The 17,400-nt window shown below is 38.7% G+C and carries 19 protein-coding genes; all 19 read left to right on the top strand.

Features of this window, described 5'->3' with window-relative positions:
* Positions 1–10 precede the first annotated feature (10 nt).
* The 19 genes from ACESTK_RS00855 (at position 11) to greA (ending at position 17,397) form a co-directional block, all read left to right on the top strand.
* Positions 11–409: a conjugal transfer protein gene (locus ACESTK_RS00855; RefSeq protein ID WP_004843362.1), complete on the top strand. Its 399-nt coding sequence runs from the start codon at positions 11–13 to the stop codon at positions 407–409.
* Positions 387–2,837: an ATP-binding protein gene (locus ACESTK_RS00850; protein ID WP_373118193.1), complete on the top strand. Its 2,451-nt coding sequence runs from the start codon at positions 387–389 to the stop codon at positions 2,835–2,837. The genes ACESTK_RS00855 and ACESTK_RS00850 overlap by 23 nt, the downstream gene beginning before the upstream one ends.
* Positions 2,837–5,047 (top strand): CD3337/EF1877 family mobilome membrane protein, encoded by a 2,211-nt coding sequence (locus ACESTK_RS00845; protein WP_373118191.1) that lies wholly within the window; start codon positions 2,837–2,839, stop codon positions 5,045–5,047. The genes ACESTK_RS00850 and ACESTK_RS00845 overlap by 1 nt, the downstream gene beginning before the upstream one ends.
* Positions 5,044–6,051 carry a lysozyme family protein gene (locus ACESTK_RS00840; protein WP_373118188.1) on the top strand — a complete coding sequence of 336 codons (1,008 nt, stop codon included), beginning with the start codon at positions 5,044–5,046 and terminating at the stop codon, positions 6,049–6,051. The genes ACESTK_RS00845 and ACESTK_RS00840 overlap by 4 nt, the downstream gene beginning before the upstream one ends.
* A 16-nt stretch (positions 6,052–6,067) precedes the next feature.
* A complete protein-coding gene (locus tag ACESTK_RS00835) occupies positions 6,068–6,979 on the top strand; it encodes a conjugal transfer protein (protein WP_373118185.1) in 912 nt (303 codons plus the stop codon).
* 144 nt (positions 6,980–7,123) lie between these two features.
* The gene (locus ACESTK_RS00830; protein ID WP_055157126.1) at positions 7,124–7,438 is read left to right on the top strand and encodes a DUF6442 family protein; all 315 of its coding nucleotides are present in this window, start codon (positions 7,124–7,126) and stop codon (positions 7,436–7,438) included.
* Position 7,439: 1 nt separating this feature from the next.
* On the top strand, positions 7,440–7,649 hold the full coding sequence (locus ACESTK_RS00825; protein ID WP_005342572.1) for a helix-turn-helix transcriptional regulator: 210 nt from the start codon (positions 7,440–7,442) through the stop codon (positions 7,647–7,649).
* 14 nt (positions 7,650–7,663) lie between these two features.
* Positions 7,664–7,993: a DUF3784 domain-containing protein gene (locus ACESTK_RS00820; protein WP_003061243.1), complete on the top strand. Its 330-nt coding sequence runs from the start codon at positions 7,664–7,666 to the stop codon at positions 7,991–7,993.
* A gap of 15 nt (positions 7,994–8,008) precedes the next feature.
* Positions 8,009–8,239: a hypothetical protein gene (locus ACESTK_RS00815; RefSeq protein ID WP_003060191.1), complete on the top strand. Its 231-nt coding sequence runs from the start codon at positions 8,009–8,011 to the stop codon at positions 8,237–8,239.
* Positions 8,240–8,405: 166 nt separating this feature from the next.
* A complete protein-coding gene (locus ACESTK_RS00810; protein ID WP_117628735.1) occupies positions 8,406–9,176 on the top strand; it encodes an ABC transporter ATP-binding protein in 771 nt (256 codons plus the stop codon).
* Positions 9,166–11,133 (top strand): ABC transporter permease, encoded by a 1,968-nt coding sequence (locus ACESTK_RS00805; RefSeq protein WP_370848351.1) that lies wholly within the window; start codon positions 9,166–9,168, stop codon positions 11,131–11,133. The genes ACESTK_RS00810 and ACESTK_RS00805 overlap by 11 nt, the downstream gene beginning before the upstream one ends.
* A 58-nt stretch (positions 11,134–11,191) precedes the next feature.
* Entirely contained in the window at positions 11,192–11,851 is a 660-nt protein-coding gene (locus ACESTK_RS00800; RefSeq protein ID WP_117628737.1) for a DNA-binding response regulator, read from the top strand.
* On the top strand, positions 11,848–12,852 hold the full coding sequence (locus ACESTK_RS00795; RefSeq protein WP_117628743.1) for a sensor histidine kinase: 1,005 nt from the start codon (positions 11,848–11,850) through the stop codon (positions 12,850–12,852). Before ACESTK_RS00800 ends, ACESTK_RS00795 begins: the two co-directional genes overlap by 4 nt.
* Positions 12,853–13,145: 293 nt before the next feature.
* Positions 13,146–13,565 (top strand): RNA polymerase sigma factor, encoded by a 420-nt coding sequence (locus ACESTK_RS00790; RefSeq protein WP_044998991.1) that lies wholly within the window; start codon positions 13,146–13,148, stop codon positions 13,563–13,565.
* A 1-nt stretch (position 13,566) separates the two neighbouring features.
* Complete coding sequence (locus ACESTK_RS00785) at positions 13,567–13,815, top strand: helix-turn-helix domain-containing protein (protein WP_004613734.1); 249 nt, start codon at positions 13,567–13,569, stop codon at positions 13,813–13,815.
* Between the two features lie 434 nt (positions 13,816–14,249).
* Positions 14,250–14,444, top strand: coding sequence for a hypothetical protein (locus tag ACESTK_RS00780; protein ID WP_373118180.1), 195 nt, complete (start codon positions 14,250–14,252; stop codon positions 14,442–14,444).
* A gap of 104 nt (positions 14,445–14,548) precedes the next feature.
* On the top strand, positions 14,549–15,769 hold the full coding sequence (locus ACESTK_RS00775; protein ID WP_373118177.1) for a tyrosine-type recombinase/integrase: 1,221 nt from the start codon (positions 14,549–14,551) through the stop codon (positions 15,767–15,769).
* Positions 15,770–16,052: 283 nt separating this feature from the next.
* Positions 16,053–16,520 carry an Hsp20/alpha crystallin family protein gene (locus ACESTK_RS00770; protein ID WP_148461412.1) on the top strand — a complete coding sequence of 156 codons (468 nt, stop codon included), beginning with the start codon at positions 16,053–16,055 and terminating at the stop codon, positions 16,518–16,520.
* Between the two features lie 394 nt (positions 16,521–16,914).
* The gene (greA, locus tag ACESTK_RS00765) at positions 16,915–17,397 is read left to right on the top strand and encodes a transcription elongation factor GreA (protein WP_148461413.1); all 483 of its coding nucleotides are present in this window, start codon (positions 16,915–16,917) and stop codon (positions 17,395–17,397) included.
* Positions 17,398–17,400: the final 3 nt, after the last annotated feature.

The raw sequence follows: 17,400 nt of genomic DNA, 5'->3' as shown, positions 1-17,400 counted from the left end.
CTGAAAGAACTTGAAAAAGATTAAAAGCTACACGGGTATCTGGAACGTGGAAAAAGTCTTGTATGCAATCAATGACTTTAACTTACCCTTTCCCGTTACTTTTACACAGATTACATGGTTTGTGATTACAGAATTTATCATCATTCTGTTTGGGGATATTCCCCCACTTTCCATGATTGAGGGAGCATTTCTCAAATACTTCGGTATTCCCGTTGCTCTCACTTGGTTTATGTCGCAGAAAACCTTTGACGGAAAGAAGCCGTACAGCTTTTTGAAATCACAGATAACCTATGCCCTGCGACCTAAAATCACTTATGCAGGAAAAGCCGTAAAACTGCATAAGCAGACCTTGAATGAAACAATCACGGCAGTAAGGAGTGTGAACTATGTTCCCGATAAAATATATTGACAATAACCTTGTCTGGAACAAGGACAATGAAGTGTTTGCCTATTATGAGCTGATACCGTACAACTATTCTTTCTTATCCGCAGAGCAGAAATTTATCGTGCATGACAGCTTTCGACAGCTTATCGCACAGTCCCGTGAGGGTAAAATTCATGCCTTGCAGATTGCCACAGAAAGCTCAATCCGCAGTATGCAGGAACAGTCAAAGAAGCTGGTAACTGGAAAATTAAAGGAAGTTGCCTATCAGAAGATAGACGAACAGACCGAAGCGTTAGTATCTATGATTGGGGACAATCAAGTGGACTACCGCTTTTTTCTTGGCTTTAAGCTCATGGTTACGGAAGAACAGTTCAATCTGAAGAACATCAAAAAATCGGCGTGGCTGACGTTCACGGAATTTCTCCATGAAGTGAACCACACGCTGATGAATGACTTTGTTTCCATGCCAAATGATGAAATCAACCGTTACATGAAAATGGAAAAGTTACTGGAAAATAAAATCTCCCGTCGTTTCAAGGTGCGTCGCTTGGAAATCAATGATTTTGGCTATCTCATGGAACATCTTTACGGCAGGGACGGTATCGCCTATGAAGATTATGAGTACCAACTACCAAAGAAAAAATTGAACAAAGAAACGCTGATAAAATACTACGACCTTATCCGTCCGACAAGGTGTGTGATTGAGGAAAACCAGCGGTATTTACGATTGGAACATGAGGACAAGGAAAGTTATGTGTCCTATTTTACCGTCAATGCGATTGTCGGCGAGCTGGATTTTCCGTCGTCTGAAATCTTCTATTTCCAGCAACAGCAATTTACCTTTCCCGTTGATACTTCTATGAATGTAGAAATCGTGGAGAACAGAAAGGCTCTTACCACAGTAAGAAATAAGAAAAAGGAATTGAAAGACCTTGACAATCACGCTTATCAAGCAGGAAGTGAAACCAGCTCGAATGTGGTAGACGCCTTAGACAGCGTGGACGAGCTGGAAACTGATTTAGACCAGACAAAAGAAAGTATGTATAAGTTAAGCTACGTGATACGGGTGTCTGCACCCGATCTTGACGAGCTGAAACGCCGTTGTGATGAAGTCAAGGACTTTTACGACGACCTCAATGTAAAGCTGGTGCGTCCTGCTGGGGATATGCTGGGGCTTCATTCTGAATTTCTTCCAGCCAGCAAGCGATATATCAATGACTATGTGCAGTATGTAAAATCAGACTTCTTGGCAGGGCTTGGCTTTGGTGCGACACAGCAATTAGGGGAAACTACGGGTATCTATATGGGCTATTCTGTTGATACGGGAAGAAATGTGTACCTGCAACCGTCTTTAGCTTCGCAGGGCGTAAAAGGTACAGTTACCAACGCTTTAGCGTCTGCTTTTGTCGGTTCGCTTGGCGGTGGAAAGTCGTTCTGCAACAATCTTCTGGTGTATTATTCGGTGTTGTTTGGCGGTCAAGCAGTCATTTTAGACCCCAAAGCCGAGCGTGGCAACTGGAAAGAAACACTTCCAGAAATCGCCCATGAAATCAATATCGTAAATCTTACCAGCGATAAAGACAATGCAGGACTTCTTGACCCATTCGTGATTATGAAGAATGTAAAGGACGCTGAAAGTCTGGCAATCGACATCTTAACATTCCTTACGGGTATTTCCTCTAGGGACGGCGAAAAATTCCCCGTGTTACGAAAAGCGGTTCGTTCCGTTACCCAGAGCGACAGTCGGGGCTTGCTCCATGTAATAGACGAGCTACGCCGTGAAGATACGCCCATATCAAGAAATATCGCAGACCATATCGACAGCTTCACGGACTACGACTTTGCACATCTGCTGTTTTCAGACGGTACGGTGGAAAATGCAATCAGCCTTGATAACCAGCTCAATATCATTCAAGTAGCCGACCTTGTACTGCCAGATAAGGACACGACCTTTGAGGAATACACGACTATTGAATTATTGTCGGTGTCTATGCTGATTGTGATTAGTACCTTTGCCCTTGATTTTATCCATTCGGACAGAAATATTTTTAAGATTGTCGATTTGGACGAAGCGTGGGCGTTCTTAAATGTGGCACAAGGAGAAACGCTCTCTAACAAGCTGGTTCGTGCTGGACGAGCTATGCAGGCAGGCGTTTATTTCGTTACACAATCTTCTGGGGACGTGGCAAAGGAAAGTCTGAAAAACAATATCGGCTTAAAATTCGCTTTCCGTTCTACTGACATCAACGAGATAAAACAGACCTTAGAATTTTTCGGTATCGACAAGGACGATGAAAACAACCAGAAACGGCTTCGTGATTTGGAGAACGGACAATGCTTATTGCAGGACTTATACGGGCGTGTCGGTGTGGTACAGATACACCCAGTTTTTGAAGAACTGCTACACGCCTTTGATACCAGACCGCCCGTACAGAGAAATGAGGTGGAGTGATGAAAGAAAGGATAAAAGGTGCGTTCACAAAAAAGAAGATACTTCACGTTCTCAAAATGGCTCTGTTTGTCGTGGCACTCTCCCTTATCCTGCTTTCACTTTTGGGGACGGTGGCTCATGCAACGGGACTTGTAGACGATACTATCAATGCAGAAAATCTTTACTCAAAATATCCGCTATCTAACTACCAACTTGATTTTTATGTGGATAATAGCTGGTCGTGGTTGCCGTGGAACTGGCTGGACGGCATTGGAAAATCGGTACAGTACGGGCTTTACTGCATTACCAACTTTGTCTGGACGATAAGCCTTTATTTAAGCAATGCCACGGGCTATGTGGTGCAGGAAGCCTATAAACTTGATTTTATTAACGATATGGCAGACAGTATCGGAAAGAGCATACAGACCCTTGCAGGTGTAACCGAGAACGGCTTTTCTTCTACGGGCTTCTATGTTGGTTTCCTGCTTCTCATTATCTTAGTGGTGGGAATGTATGTTGCTTATACGGGACTGATTAAACGGGAAACCAGCAAGGCACTTCACGCTGTTATCAACTTTGTGGTGGTGTTCGTGCTGTCCGCTTCGTTTATTGCCTACGCTCCCGACTACATCAAGAAGATAAATGAATTTTCATCAGACATCAGTACCGCTTCTTTGGACTTGGGAACAAAAATCATGCTCCCCAACTCCGACAGCGAGGGCAAGGACAGCGTGGACTTGATACGGGACAGCCTATTTTCTATTCAAGTGGAACAGCCGTGGCTACTTCTGCAATTCGGTAACAGCAACACAGAAGAAATCGGGGCAGACCGTGTCGAAGCTCTTGTATTGGCAAGTCCAGAGGACGAGGACGGGAAAACCAGAGAGGAAGTCGTGAAAACAGAAATCGAGGACAACGACAACAACAATCTGACAATACCGCAGGTAGTGAACCGTTTAGGTATGGTGTTCTTCCTACTGTTCTTCAATTTAGGGATAACGATATTTGTATTCTTGCTTACGGGCATGATGTTGTTTAGCCAGATACTTTTTATTATCTTTGCAATGTTTTTACCTATCAGTTTTCTACTTTCCATGATACCGAGTTATGAAAGCATGGCAAAGCAGGCAATCGTGAGGGTGTTTAATACCATAATGACACGGGCAGGAATAACGCTCATTGTAACAGTAGCGTTCAGCATTTCCAGTATGTTTTATAACATCTCCACGGACTATCCGTTTTTTATGGTGGCGTTCTTGCAGATAGTGTGTTTCGCTGGTATCTACATGAAGCTGGGCGACTTAATGAGTATGTTCTCACTTAATGCTGGCGACAGTCAAAGCATGGGACACAGGATTTTCCGCAGACCGTATCTGTTTATGCGACATCGGGCTAGGCGTATGGAACACCGTATTGCAAGGGCGGTAAGTGCTGGCGGTATTTCGGGCGGTGTCGCTGGTGCGGTTGCTGGAAGTGCCGTTGCTGGCAAACGGGCTGAAAGAAAAAATACCGCTTCTAAAGAAAATCGGGGCAATACCACTTCCAGCGTGGGACAGCGTGCAGGCTCAAAGGTGGGTGCTGTCTTAGATACGAAAAATAAAGTGAAAGACAAGGCAAATGCTGTCAAAGAGAATATCAAGGATATGCCGACACAGACCGCTTATGCGGTGTATTCCACAAAGGAAAAGGCAAAGTCCAGCGTGTCCGACTTCAAGCGTGGCATGGTGCAGGAACAGCAGTCCAGACAGTCGGGACGATTGGAAAGGCAGGCACAGCATAGACAGAGTATCGCTGACAAGCGTATTGAGCTTCAAAAGGCACAAGAAGCAAGGCAGGCACAGCGAAAGACGGACGGATCAGCGACAACGGGAGCTACCCGTCCCCATGAGCGACCAGCCACAGCTTCAACCATTCCAAAGCCGAGTGCGGAAAAAATGCAGGAAGTGAAACGCCCTGCCACAGCGACCACTTCAAAAGCAAGTGAGCCAGTCAAGACGAATGTTGTAAAAGAGCGTCCGTTATCTTCTGGTGCTTCTGATAGAAAAGCGACCCAGCCTGCACAGCCAGTACATAGGCAGAATGTAGAAAAAGTGGTATCGCAGGAAACACACCAGAATGACACCAAAGACCGCAGGATAAAGGTTCAGCAAACGCAAACCGTCCAGAAGAACCAACAGACCATAGAGAAAACTCGTAACCTTGTAACGAAGAAAGGACAGAAGAAAAAATGAAACTGAAACATATCGCTCTTATCGGCAGTCTGTTTCCTATCCTCTTTTCTCTGGTGCTTTTCTTTGGGGTGCTGATTAGTGCGGACAGCGACGATGAGAACAGCAACTTTTCTTCTGGCATTACGGGTATGAACTTATCCGCAGAAGTCTTGAAACATCAGCCTATGGTGGAAAAGTACGCCAGAGAAAGCGGTATCTCCGAGTATGTCAATGTGCTACTTGCTATCATTCAAGTAGAAAGTGGCGGTACGGCAGAAGATGTTATGCAGAGTTCGGAAAGTCTGGGTTTACCGCCCAACTCTTTAGATACGGAAAGTTCAATCAAGCAGGGGTGTAAATATTTTGCGTCCTTGCTTTCTTCTTGCAAAAATCAAGGTATCGACGATTTGAATGTAGTGATACAGTCTTATAACTATGGCGGTGGCTATGTGGGTTATGTAGCTGGAAAAGGAAAGAAACACACTTTTAATCTTGCAGAGAGCTTCGCCCGTGAAAAGTCGGGTGGAAAGAAAGTAACCTATACTAACCCGATAGCCGTTGCGAAGAACGGGGGCTGGCGATATGGTTACGGAAATATGTTCTACGTCGAATTACTCAATCAATATCTGACCGTGGCACATTTTGATAATGCGACGGCACAAGCGATTATGAATGAAGCGTTGAAATATCAAGGCTGGAAGTATGTATATGGTGGCAGTAACCCGAACACTTCCTTTGATTGTAGCGGACTTGTGCAATGGTGCTATGGAAAAGCTGGTATCTCTTTACCGAGAACGGCACAAGCACAGTATGACGCTACCCAACATCTCCCACTCTCGCAGGCAAAGGCTGGGGACTTGGTGTTTTTCCATTCTACCTATAACGCTGGTTCGTATGTAACCCACGTCGGCATTTATGTAGGAAATAACCAGATGTACCATGCAGGCGACCCGATAGGATATGCAGACCTAAGTAGTAGTTACTGGCAACAGCACTTAATCGGTGCAGGACGAGTAAAACAATAGAAAGGACTTGAAAAATATGTTTAAGAAGAATAAGAAACAGACAGAAACTATCAAAGAACCAAAAGAAAAAAAGGTGCGTACTGTCAAGGTAGGCACACATAAGAAAACCGTGATTGCGTTGTGGGTGGTGCTTGTCGCAAGCGTGAGCTTTGGGGTGTATAAGAATTTTACGGCTATCGACCAGCACACGACCCACGAAAAAGAAATCATTGAACTTCGCTTGCAGGACACCAACGGGATAGAAAATTTCGTGAAGAATTTTGCGAAGTCCTATTACACATGGAATAACAGTAAAGAAGCGATTGAATCAAGGACGCAGGCAATCAACGGTTATCTGACAAAGGAATTGCAGGACTTGAATGTTGATACCATTAGAACGGATATACCGACCAGCTCCACAGTTACAGATGTGATTGTATGGAGTATCGAACAATCGGGAACGGACACTTTTTCTGCTACCTACGAAGTAGATCAGCAGATAAAAGAGGGAGAAAAGACAAGCAATGTGAAAGCAACCTATACCGTAAAAGTCCATATAGACGCTGACGGGGATATGGTAATCGTTCAGAACCCTACCCTTGCACCAGCAATCGAAAAATCAGACTATGAGCCTAAGACACCAGAAGCAGACGCAAGCGTGGACGCTGATACCGTAAACGACGCTACCGCATTTCTGGAAACATTCTTTAAGCTGTACCCAACAGCCACAGAAAAAGAGCTTGCCTACTATGTAGCTGGAAATGTGATTGAACCTATCGGCAGGGACTACCTTTATTCTGAATTGGTAAACCCTATCTTTACAAAAGACGGGGATAATGTGAAAGTCAAGGTTGTTGTGAAATTCCTTGATAATCAGACAAAAGCGACGCAGGTATCGCAGTATGAGCTTGTGCTACATAAGGATAGTAACTGGAAGATTGTAGGATAAATGATATAGCGTGCATTTCCTATCAGATTTGCACGCTTTTACAAAACGACAAGAAAACTGTGCAAAAATATTGACTTGTAATGACCGAATGCTATAATATAAATGACAAGTGTACTTGGTATTATTTGAAAGGAGCGTTATATAATGGATAAAGAAAAAATACTATCACAAAACAAAAAAGAGAATCTATATCTTGATGAATACGAAAAACATATTAAACTTCAAGGGAAATCTTTTGGCTTAATGTTTGTTTTATTTATCTGCATTTTAATTCTTTTCATTAAAGCAGTTTGTAAAGAACCTTACTATGACATAATGACAATTATTGGGTCTGTGGCATTTGGCTCTATGGGTTATGAAGCACATATTTCAAAAAATAAATCCAAATTTGTTATTGCTTTATTCTTTCTTCTATTTATGGGGTATTACTTTTATAAATTTTTAATGGTAGGTTTATAGAATGGACGAACATTTAATTTTGCGAAACAGATTAAAAACTGTACGAAAAGAAAAAAAATTATCACAAACAGAATTAGCTGAACTAGTCGGGGTTTCTCGGAATACAATTAGTTCTATTGAAACTGGACAATTTAATCCAACAGCAAAATTGGCATTAGTGCTTTGTATAGCTTTAGATAAAAAATTTGAAGAATTATTTTATTTTGATTAAAGGAGAGAACGATTATGGAATTAGAGGAATTGATTGTTGAAATAGTTATAGGATTGTTTTTACTTTTTACATCTTATCAAATAGGTATAAAAGAGAATATTACTTTATTACATGGTTATCATTATACACAACTTGACCCTAAAGATAAAAAGGTGTTTACAAAAAAAATAGGAATAGGCACTTTACTGGTTAGTATTGGTATTCTTGTTATGCCGATTATCAATTTAATCTCTCATTCTGAATTAGGCTATTACATAGGTCTTATTTTGATTGTTGTAGGAGTGTTTTATATCATATTCATCATTGTAAAATACAATGGAAAACTTATTAGCTTTAAAAAGTAGAATTGAGGTATGAATATGATAGGACTGAACAAAAGAGATATAAAAAAGGCATTGAAAGCTGGTGCAAAAGCTGGCGGTGTATCATTGGCTGATGTTCGGGCGGATATTGAAGCTACGATTGATGAAGCTATGAATAGCACCGACCCAGAGGTGCAGGCAAATTTCAAAAAGTATTTTGGGAATAAACGCCCTACACCAGAAGAATATATTTATATCATTACGAAAAAGACAAAGGCAAAATTATAATAAAAGGGTCGTGGAAATGCTTCACAAAATTGTGATCTGCATTATCACGGCTCTTTTACTCTCTGTTTACTTTCAAAACTGTAAGTGTAATTGAATACTGCCCTTGCTATAATTTAATTGTATTCCAAAACAAATAAATGTGGCAGGAAGAAAGGAGCGATTTTTAATGGAACACATTTTAAATTTAGAGCAAGTAAAAAAATACTATGGGGGTAACTCTGGAAATATCACAAAGGCAGTAGACGGTATTTCTATGTATGTAGATAAGGGCGAATTTGTCGCAATCATGGGAGCTAGTGGTTCTGGAAAGACTACCCTATTAAACTGTATCTCTACGATTGATACTGTAACCAGCGGACACATTACAGTCAATAATCAAGATATTACCAAAATCAAGGATAAAGATTTTGCTGATTTCAGACGTGAAAATCTAGGGTTCATTTTTCAAGACTTCAACCTTTTAGATACATTAACGATTGAAGAAAACATTTCTTTGTCATTGGTTATCAACAAACAGAACTCTGCTGATATTGAGAAACGGGTTCATGCTATCGCTGATAAATTAGGTATTCGAGAAATTTTATCAAAATTTCCTTATGAAGTTTCGGGCGGACAAAAACAGCGTTGTGCTTGTGCAAGAGCTTTAATTAACGAACCAAAACTGATATTAGCTGATGAACCCACAGGAGCTTTGGACTCAAAAGCTTCCAGATTATTACTGGAAACAATGTCTGAAATCAACAAGAAAATGCAGGCTACTATTTTAATGGTAACACATGACCCGTTTAGTGCGTCTTTCTGTGAACGTATTTTGTTCTTGAAAGACGGTAAAATATTCAATGAAATTTTCAGAGGGGAAAAAAGCAGAAAAGATTTCTTCAATGAAATACTGGATATATTAACCTTGCTTGGAGGTGAAGTGGGAAATGTTAGGTAAGTTAGCGTATAGAAATACAAAAAGAAATATTAAAGATTATATGATTTATCTGATAACCGTTACTGTTTCCTTTTCTCTTATATTTGCTTTTAATTTGGTGGCAAGTTCTGATGAAATTGTAAAGTTATGTTCCAGTATGGATGCATTTAAGAATTCATTGTTCGCTGTAAATATTCTTATTATTTTTGTGATATGCTTTTTGATCAACTATACAACGAAATTTATGTTTGAAAAAAGAAGTAAAGAATTAGGAACATATATGCTTCTTGGCATTAAGAAAAAAGAAATTGCCCACTTAGTTGTAATTGAAAATATACTGTTGGGAATTTTAGCATTTGTATTAGCTATTCCTATTGGCTTTTTATTCAGCCAGTTTGTGTCGTTAGTAATTGTAAACTTACTGGGTATTCCAAAAACTCTCTTTATTTCTTTGAATTTCGTTTCTATTGGACTATTGATAATTTATTTTTTAACTATTTATGTTTTGGTTTTGCTTAATCTATTAAGAAGAATAAGTAAAATGACGATACGTGATTTTCTTTATTTTGACAAACAAAATGAAAAGAAAATGTTCCGTGACAGTAAAAAAAGAAATGTCATTTTTGTTTTAAGTATTATTCTTGGTGCGATTTCTCTTTTTCTCTGGAATTCACGTTGTACTATGGATAATTTTAATAAGCAAGAAACACTTACTTATTTGATGGTAAGCGTAATCATGTTGATTATCAGCATTTATGGTATATCTACAACTTGTGCAGATATGTTCTTGACTGTTTTGTTAAAGAATAAAAAAATGAAATATCAAAATGATAATCTGTTTGTAGCAAGAACATTTGCTTCTAAAGCAAGAACAATGAGCTTCACATTTGGTACATTGTCTATGTTGATTTTAATTTCACTGCTGGCTCTGAATTATTCTAGTATCAACAAAGCTTCGTATGATATCAGCGTGAATTTAAATGCACCATATGATGTACAACTCTTTGATGATAAGCAGGTATTTGATGAATATATTCGAGTAATTGAAGAAGAATATACGATTGATAATACCATTGAGTATGACATTTATAAAGAACCGAATCATCAGGTACAAAATTTTTTCCAATCAGAATATTATGATTTTGACCCAGTCTTGAAGTTAAGTGATTATAATAGGTTACTAGAATTAAGAAAGATGCCGTTGCTTTCTTTAAATGATAACGAATACTATATAGTTACAAATAGCAAGTTTGCATATGAGGTTGAAGATAACAAAGACATTGAAACCATAACAGTAGCAAATAAAAATTTGAAATTAAAAGGATATGACACTAAGTCTTATTGGAACTCTATAACTAATACTGGCAGATTTGTTGTTGTACTTCCAGATAAATATGTTCAAGGACTTGAAGTATCAGAAAATCATTTGATTATAGATACAAAAGAAGATACAGACGCAGAATTAGAAAATAAGATAAAAGAAGATATGCAACATCAATTAGTAAAGGTTGATGAAAATGGAGAAATAAATGATGAGTCGTATAGAGTAAACGTAAGAGGTGCAGAAATAGAACAACAAAAAGCAATGGTTGCAATAGTAGCCAGTCTGTTTATGTACATTGCATTTATTTTGATTTCCGCAGTAGGAACAATTTTGGCAGTTCAATCATTGAGCGACTCTACTAAATACAAATATCGCTACTTGACCTTGCGAAGATTAGGAATAAATGATAAGTCGCTATTTAAGACAATCAGAAAACAATTATTGATATTATTTTGTGTCCCTGCAATATCAGCAATATTATGTTCTTTTGTGATGATGTCGTCATTGAATAATGTGTATCAACAAATTTTGGGAGATAAACACCTTTATCTAATGTACTTTGGCTTGAATTTAATTATCTTCTTCCTAATTTATAGTATTTACTGGATAGCAACGTATATCGGTTTCAAACGAAATATCAATGAGGAGAGTTAGATTTTTCTAGCTCTCCTGCTGTGAAATTATTATAATGGTAAATCAAGGGGGTGTTGAAATGAGAATAGCAATTATCGAAGATGATGAAATCACTCGTTTGGAGCTTTCTAAATTATTGAACACACAAGGATATGAAACAGTTTTATTGATTGACTTTGGAAACCTGACAGATGAATTAAAGCAATATTCCATAGAACTGGTTCTGCTTGATATTAACCTGCCGTATGAGAATGGCTATGAAGTATGCAGGAAAATAAAACAAGTCATGCCAGTACCGATTATCTTTGTAACAAGCAGAGATACAAATGCTGACGAATTGAAAAGTATTCAAGTGGGTGGGATTGACTTCATCACAAAGCCGTATGACACGCTTATTCTTCTTGAGAAGATCAAGCGTGCATTGCAGTTGTCAAACCCGAATAATTTCCGTGAGCTTGTCAAAAAAGATTGTACCCTTGATTTACATTTATCCATTTTGAAGTATCAAGAGCAAAGCATTGAACTGACAAGAAATGAATTTCGTATTTTGTACTACTTCTTTATGAACGAAGATAAAGTTATTAGCAAAGAAGAACTACTGGAAAAGCTGTGGAACGACAAATATTATATAGACGAAAATGTATTATTGGTTAATATGACCCGTCTAAAAAAGAAAATGAAAGAAATCGGTATTGTTCATTTATTGGAAAATATACGAGGAAAGGGTTGGAAACTGTGAGTTTTTTTACATTCTTAGAAGAAAAAATAACAGAGATATTGTTTCAGCTTTTCTTTCTTGCCGTAGTAGCATTTCTCTTGATTTTCTACGGTGTAGATACGCTGTTTGTTGTATCGCTGGTAATTCTGTTCATCAGCATACAAGGGCTTTTTCAATGGTGTTTGTATCGGAAGAAACGTAACGCTTCACAACATATTATTGATTTAGTAGACGGACTGGAAGAAAACTATTATATTGCAGACGTTTTACCAAAGCCAAAAGAATTTCAAAATAAAGCCTATTGCTACGCACTAAAAAAAGCCTGCAAATCTATGAATGATGAAATCGGCAAAATCACAGAGGAAAAGCAGGACTATCAAGAATATGTGGAAAGTTTCGTCCATGAAATTAAAATACCGATAGGAGCATTGTCTTTGACGTTTGACAATACAAAAAATTACACATTAAAAAAAGAAACAGACAAAATATTTCAGTTAGTGGAACAAATGCTCTACTATGCAAGAAGCGAAAATACGGAAAAAGACTATTTTGTAAAACAGTTGCAGTTAGACGAAGTGATACATAATGTCATTCTGAAATTCCGTCATTCGCTTATGGAAAGAAAAGCAATTATCAATATCCATGACATAGAAAATGTCATTTATACTGATGAAAAATGGCTGACATTCATTCTATCTCAAATCGTGCAAAATGCGATTAAGTATTTTGATAAGCAAGAAAATAAGCTGACGATATACAGTCAAGACAATGGTACAAATATATTGCTTGTGATTGAAGATAATGGTTGTGGAATAAAAGCGTCTGATTTATCCCGTGTATTTGAAAAAGGTTTTACGGGTTCAAATAGAAACAAGGCAAATGCAACGGGTATGGGACTGTATCTATCGAAAAAATTATGCGATAGGTTGGGCTTGAAATTGGATATTGCTTCTACGGAAAAAGAATATACAAGACTGACCATTACATTTCCAAAAGGAACAGTTCATAATTTTTCAGAGTAATTTGAAAATCATGCCAACATTGATACGGTGCTTTAAGGGGGCTTGCATTATGGAAAGCTTTAAGTACAATTCTTTGCAATCAAATTCCACCTAATAGCACACTATTAAAAATTGAATATGTTTTAGCTTTAAAGGCTCGTACAGACTATATGTTTTGTGCGGGCTTTTTTCATACTCGAAAAAAATTTAAAAATTTTTCAAAAGAGGTCATTAAATCACACCTTTCATTCCCTATATGGTGCGGAAAGAGGGATAAACACTTTTCAAATCATAGTGGAAAGGGGGTGAGATTGATGAAACCGTCTGACTTCCAGAAAACAGTTCAATGTCGATTTGAAAGTTGTTTGAAGAAAGTTGTCCGTCATATTGTAAAGGACTACCAACAAGGATTGAAACGACGAAAAGATAAAGAAATTCCATTCTGTGAACTTCCAGAAATTTTCGTTGAAAATTTTGCTGTGTGGGATGACTACGAAACAGATTATACAATCTTTTCAGTATGTGGCATTGATATTCGTGTCCTTGATGATGAGCTGGCAGAAGCCTTGAAAAAACTTCCAGAAAGAAAGAGAAATACTCTGTTAATGTATTACTTCTTGGAAATGACAGAAAGTGAAATTGCCAACTTACAAAAGATTACGCAAAGCGGTGTATTTAGAAACCGACATCATGCTTTGGAAACTATGAAAAAAATACTAAAGGAGAAGCAGTAAAATGAAGCAAACATTTAAGAAGCCGTCCTACTATTTGCTTTCGCAAGCAATGGACGGGGACGAAAAAGCGATTGAAAAAATACTGGCATTTTATGACCCGTACATATCAAAGTGCTGTTTGCGCCCACTCTATGATGAATACGGCAATGTCTATATTGTTGTAGATATGGAGTTAAAGGGACTTATCCGAGAAGCACTTATCAAAATGATTTTAGGGTTTGATATTGCCTTAGAAATCGAAGAAGAATAAGCAGTTTTTAGCAGAGCATGGTTTAATGTCCCCCTCTTTCCTGCTCTGCCCTGCTTTTACATGAAAGCAACACGCTTTCGCCACAGCTCTTTGACAACTGAATAAAGCAGACAGATACGTTTGTGAGATAGCGAGCCACGGGGACTGTACGCCACGACCTTTCCAAAAGAAAGCGAGCGACCCACGCAGTGATCCGAGAGCGACTGTTGGAAAAGTCGTTTTGCCATGACCTATCCTCACAGAATAATGATACGTCCGCATGGTGCGGTTCTGCCCACAAGAATGGGAATAGTTGAGATACTAATGGAGCTTTCCAAAGCCGTCTGTCTGCTTATGTAACTTATAAATAGACACACAGTAAAGGGGGTGTTACATTATGTTAAATACTGATGTGTTAAATGATGTGATGTTCCAGCGAGGTAAGGTGTTGGAACATGAATAAAACGAAGATAAGAGCAACGGAACAGCCGATTGCTGTTGATATAGAGGGACTGTCTGCTAGGTTATCTTGTGGTCGTGCTACTGCAAGAAAAATAGGCGAGCAGGCAGGAGCAAAAATTGTGATAGGTCGCAGGGTTCTTTATTCCATAGAAAAAGTCAAGAATTACTTGCTATATTTGGAAGAATAGAGCGATTTTCTATTTATGTTCTCTGGCGTGTGTAGTATAATAAAAAAGGACAAAGCACGCTGTGAGAACAAGAAAAGAGGCTTTTTCAGAAAGGAATGGTTCTCATGGCAATTAGTAGAAAAGACCCTAAAGGAAGAAAATTAAGGGAGGGCGAAAACTGGCGTAATGACGGAAGATACAGTTATCGTTATACAGATGTAAGAACAGGCAAGAGATTGACAGTCTATGCACAAGATTTACCCGAACTTCGGGAAAAAGAGAAGCAGATTGCAAAGGATATGGAAGATAACATACTGACAGACGGAGCAATCAAAAAAATGACGCTCAACACGTTATTTGAGCGTTATATGGCAACTCGTGAGCTGGCTGATACTACAAGAGTTAGTTATGTTCGTGCTTGGGAAAACAGAGTAAAAGACGAGATTGGAAATATTAAAGTTGTTCAGCTTTTACCCTCACATATTAAAGCGTATTATGCGAAGCTTTCCAAAGCTGGATATGCTTATTCTACAATCAAGTATATTCATAACCTGCTTTATCCTGCATTAGAAATGGCTGTTGATGATGATATTATCCGAAAGAACCCTGCAAAAAGTTCCATTAGCGATTATGGAAAACCAGCAGAGGAAAAAGAAGCCTTAACAGTTCCTCAACAAGAAAAGTTTATGGAGTTTGTAAAACAGAGCAATGTCTATAACACATATTATCCCATGTTTACCATAATGATTGGTACGGGGTTAAGGTGTGGGGAGCTTATTGGTCTTACATGGAAAGATATAAACATCAAGGCAAAGACGGTTAATGTAGACCACCAGCTCATTTATAAGAATTTAGGCGATGGTTGCAAGTTCCATATCTCAACACCAAAAACGGAGTCGGGTATTCGTATTATACCTATGACACAAGAAGTTGCAAAAGCCTTTGAGGAACAAAGGAAAATCAATTTCATGCTTGCAAAGGATAAGAGCATTGAGGTGGACGGGTATTCGGGGTTTGTCTTTACAGCGAAATCGGGCAGACCGCTTATGCCGAATGGCGTAAATAGTATTTTATATAACATTGTAGACGCATATAACAAAACCGAAGTAGAGAGAGCAAAAAAAGAGCATAGGAAAGCAGAGCTGTTACCAAAGTTTTCAGCTCATGTAATGCGTCATACAGCTTGTACCAGAATGGCAGAGTGCCGTATGGACGTAAAAGTTCTTCAATATATTATGGGACACGCTCATATAGATGTAACAATGGAAGTGTATAACCATATTGGAGAGCTGACAAGGATTGAAAATGAGATTGCAAGACTAGATAGTATGGTGTTAAATGCTTGACACCACAAAAAGAGAAATTGGTGTCAAATTGGTGTCAAAACAGAAAAAATCACAATTTCAAAAGAAATAAGATACTGCAAACCATTGATTTTAAAGAGTTTGCAAAAAAAATCTCAAAAAATTAGCACTCACCACTTGACAGTGCTAATAATATGTGCTATATTACAACTAGAACAAAGGAAGGGGATAAAAAGAAAGCAAAAGCGAAAGGCTTTATGAATTCCCTACCACCCGAGTTCCAAGAAACAAGGTAAACAGCATATATAAAAAGGAGAGATGACTTATGTTAATGCCTAGTATTTTTGGAGAGAACTTATTTGATGATTTCTTTAATGATTTTCCATTCTATTATGATGATAAAGCAATGAAAGATACCGAGAAGAAGCTTTATGGCAAGAGAGCCAGCCACGTTATGAAGACTGATATTAAGGAAATGGATAACGGTTATCAGCTGGTAGTTGATCTTCCAGGATTTACCAAAGATGAGATTAAGGCTTCCCTGGAGAATGGCTATCTGACCATCAGCGCTGAGAAAGGTCTGGACAAAGATGAGCAGGAGAAAGAATCAGGTCATTATATCCGCAGGGAGCGTTACGCAGGAGCCTGCAGCAGAAGCTTTTATGTAGGCGAGGACGTACAGCAGGAGGATATTAAGGCTGAGTTTAAACATGGCATTCTGAAACTGTTTGTTCCGAAGAAAGAAGCGAAACCAGCAGTGGAAGAGAAGAAACACATTGCCATCGAAGGATAACGTTTCCCCCTTCAGAAGCATATTCTGAGAGAATAGCATAATTAAGAAGTAAGATGCCGCAGAATCACGGAAAATGGTGGTTCTGCGGCATCTTTTTTTACATTTGTTCGCTATTTTTCTGTCTTGACAATGCCTGTTGATTTAGCTATAATGGTGAAACTGTGAATATCCTAGTGAATTTGTACCCTTTTGGGTAATGAAATGTCTGCTTCTGCAGGCATTAACAATTATAAAAGTGGACTGTCTGGCGAATGAATGTTATCTGTGGTTGGTATATTTCTGCAGCTTTTTGTTCAGGACTTTTATAGTAATGGAATTTTCCGGGAGAAACAGCATATAAGAAATGTATGATACGGGGCGACAAGCCGCCGGAATGAAAGGGAGTAAGGCTATAATGGAAGAAAAGAAGAACTTACTAACCTATGCAGGACTTAAAAAACTGGAAGAAGAGCTGCATGATTTAAAGGTAGTAAAAAGAAAAGAAGTAGCAGGTAAGATCAAAGAGGCAAGAGAGCAGGGAGACCTGTCCGAGAATGCAGAGTACGATGCAGCTAAAGATGAGCAGAGAGATATCGAAGCGCGTATTGAAGAAATTGAGAAAATCCTGAAGAACGCTGAGGTTGTAGTTGAGGACGAAGTAGATCTTGACAAGATCAGCGTAGGATGTAAAGTAAGAGTACATGACTTCGAGTTTGACGAAGATATAGAACTGAAGCTGGTTGGCTCCACAGAGGCAAACAGCCTGGAAGGCAAGATTTCTAATGAATCTCCTGTAGGAAAGGCTCTTATGGGCGCACACACAGGTGATATTGTAGAAGTAGAGCTGCCATCCGGTATCATGAAGTACAAAGTGCTGGAAATCCAGCGTAATATTTAAGGA

Source organism: Ruminococcus sp. Marseille-P328, assembly GCF_964249465.1.
Taxonomy (GTDB): Bacteria; Bacillota; Clostridia; order Lachnospirales; family Lachnospiraceae; genus Blautia_A; species Blautia_A faecis.
This window is presented reverse-complemented; position numbering and strand designations above follow the sequence as displayed.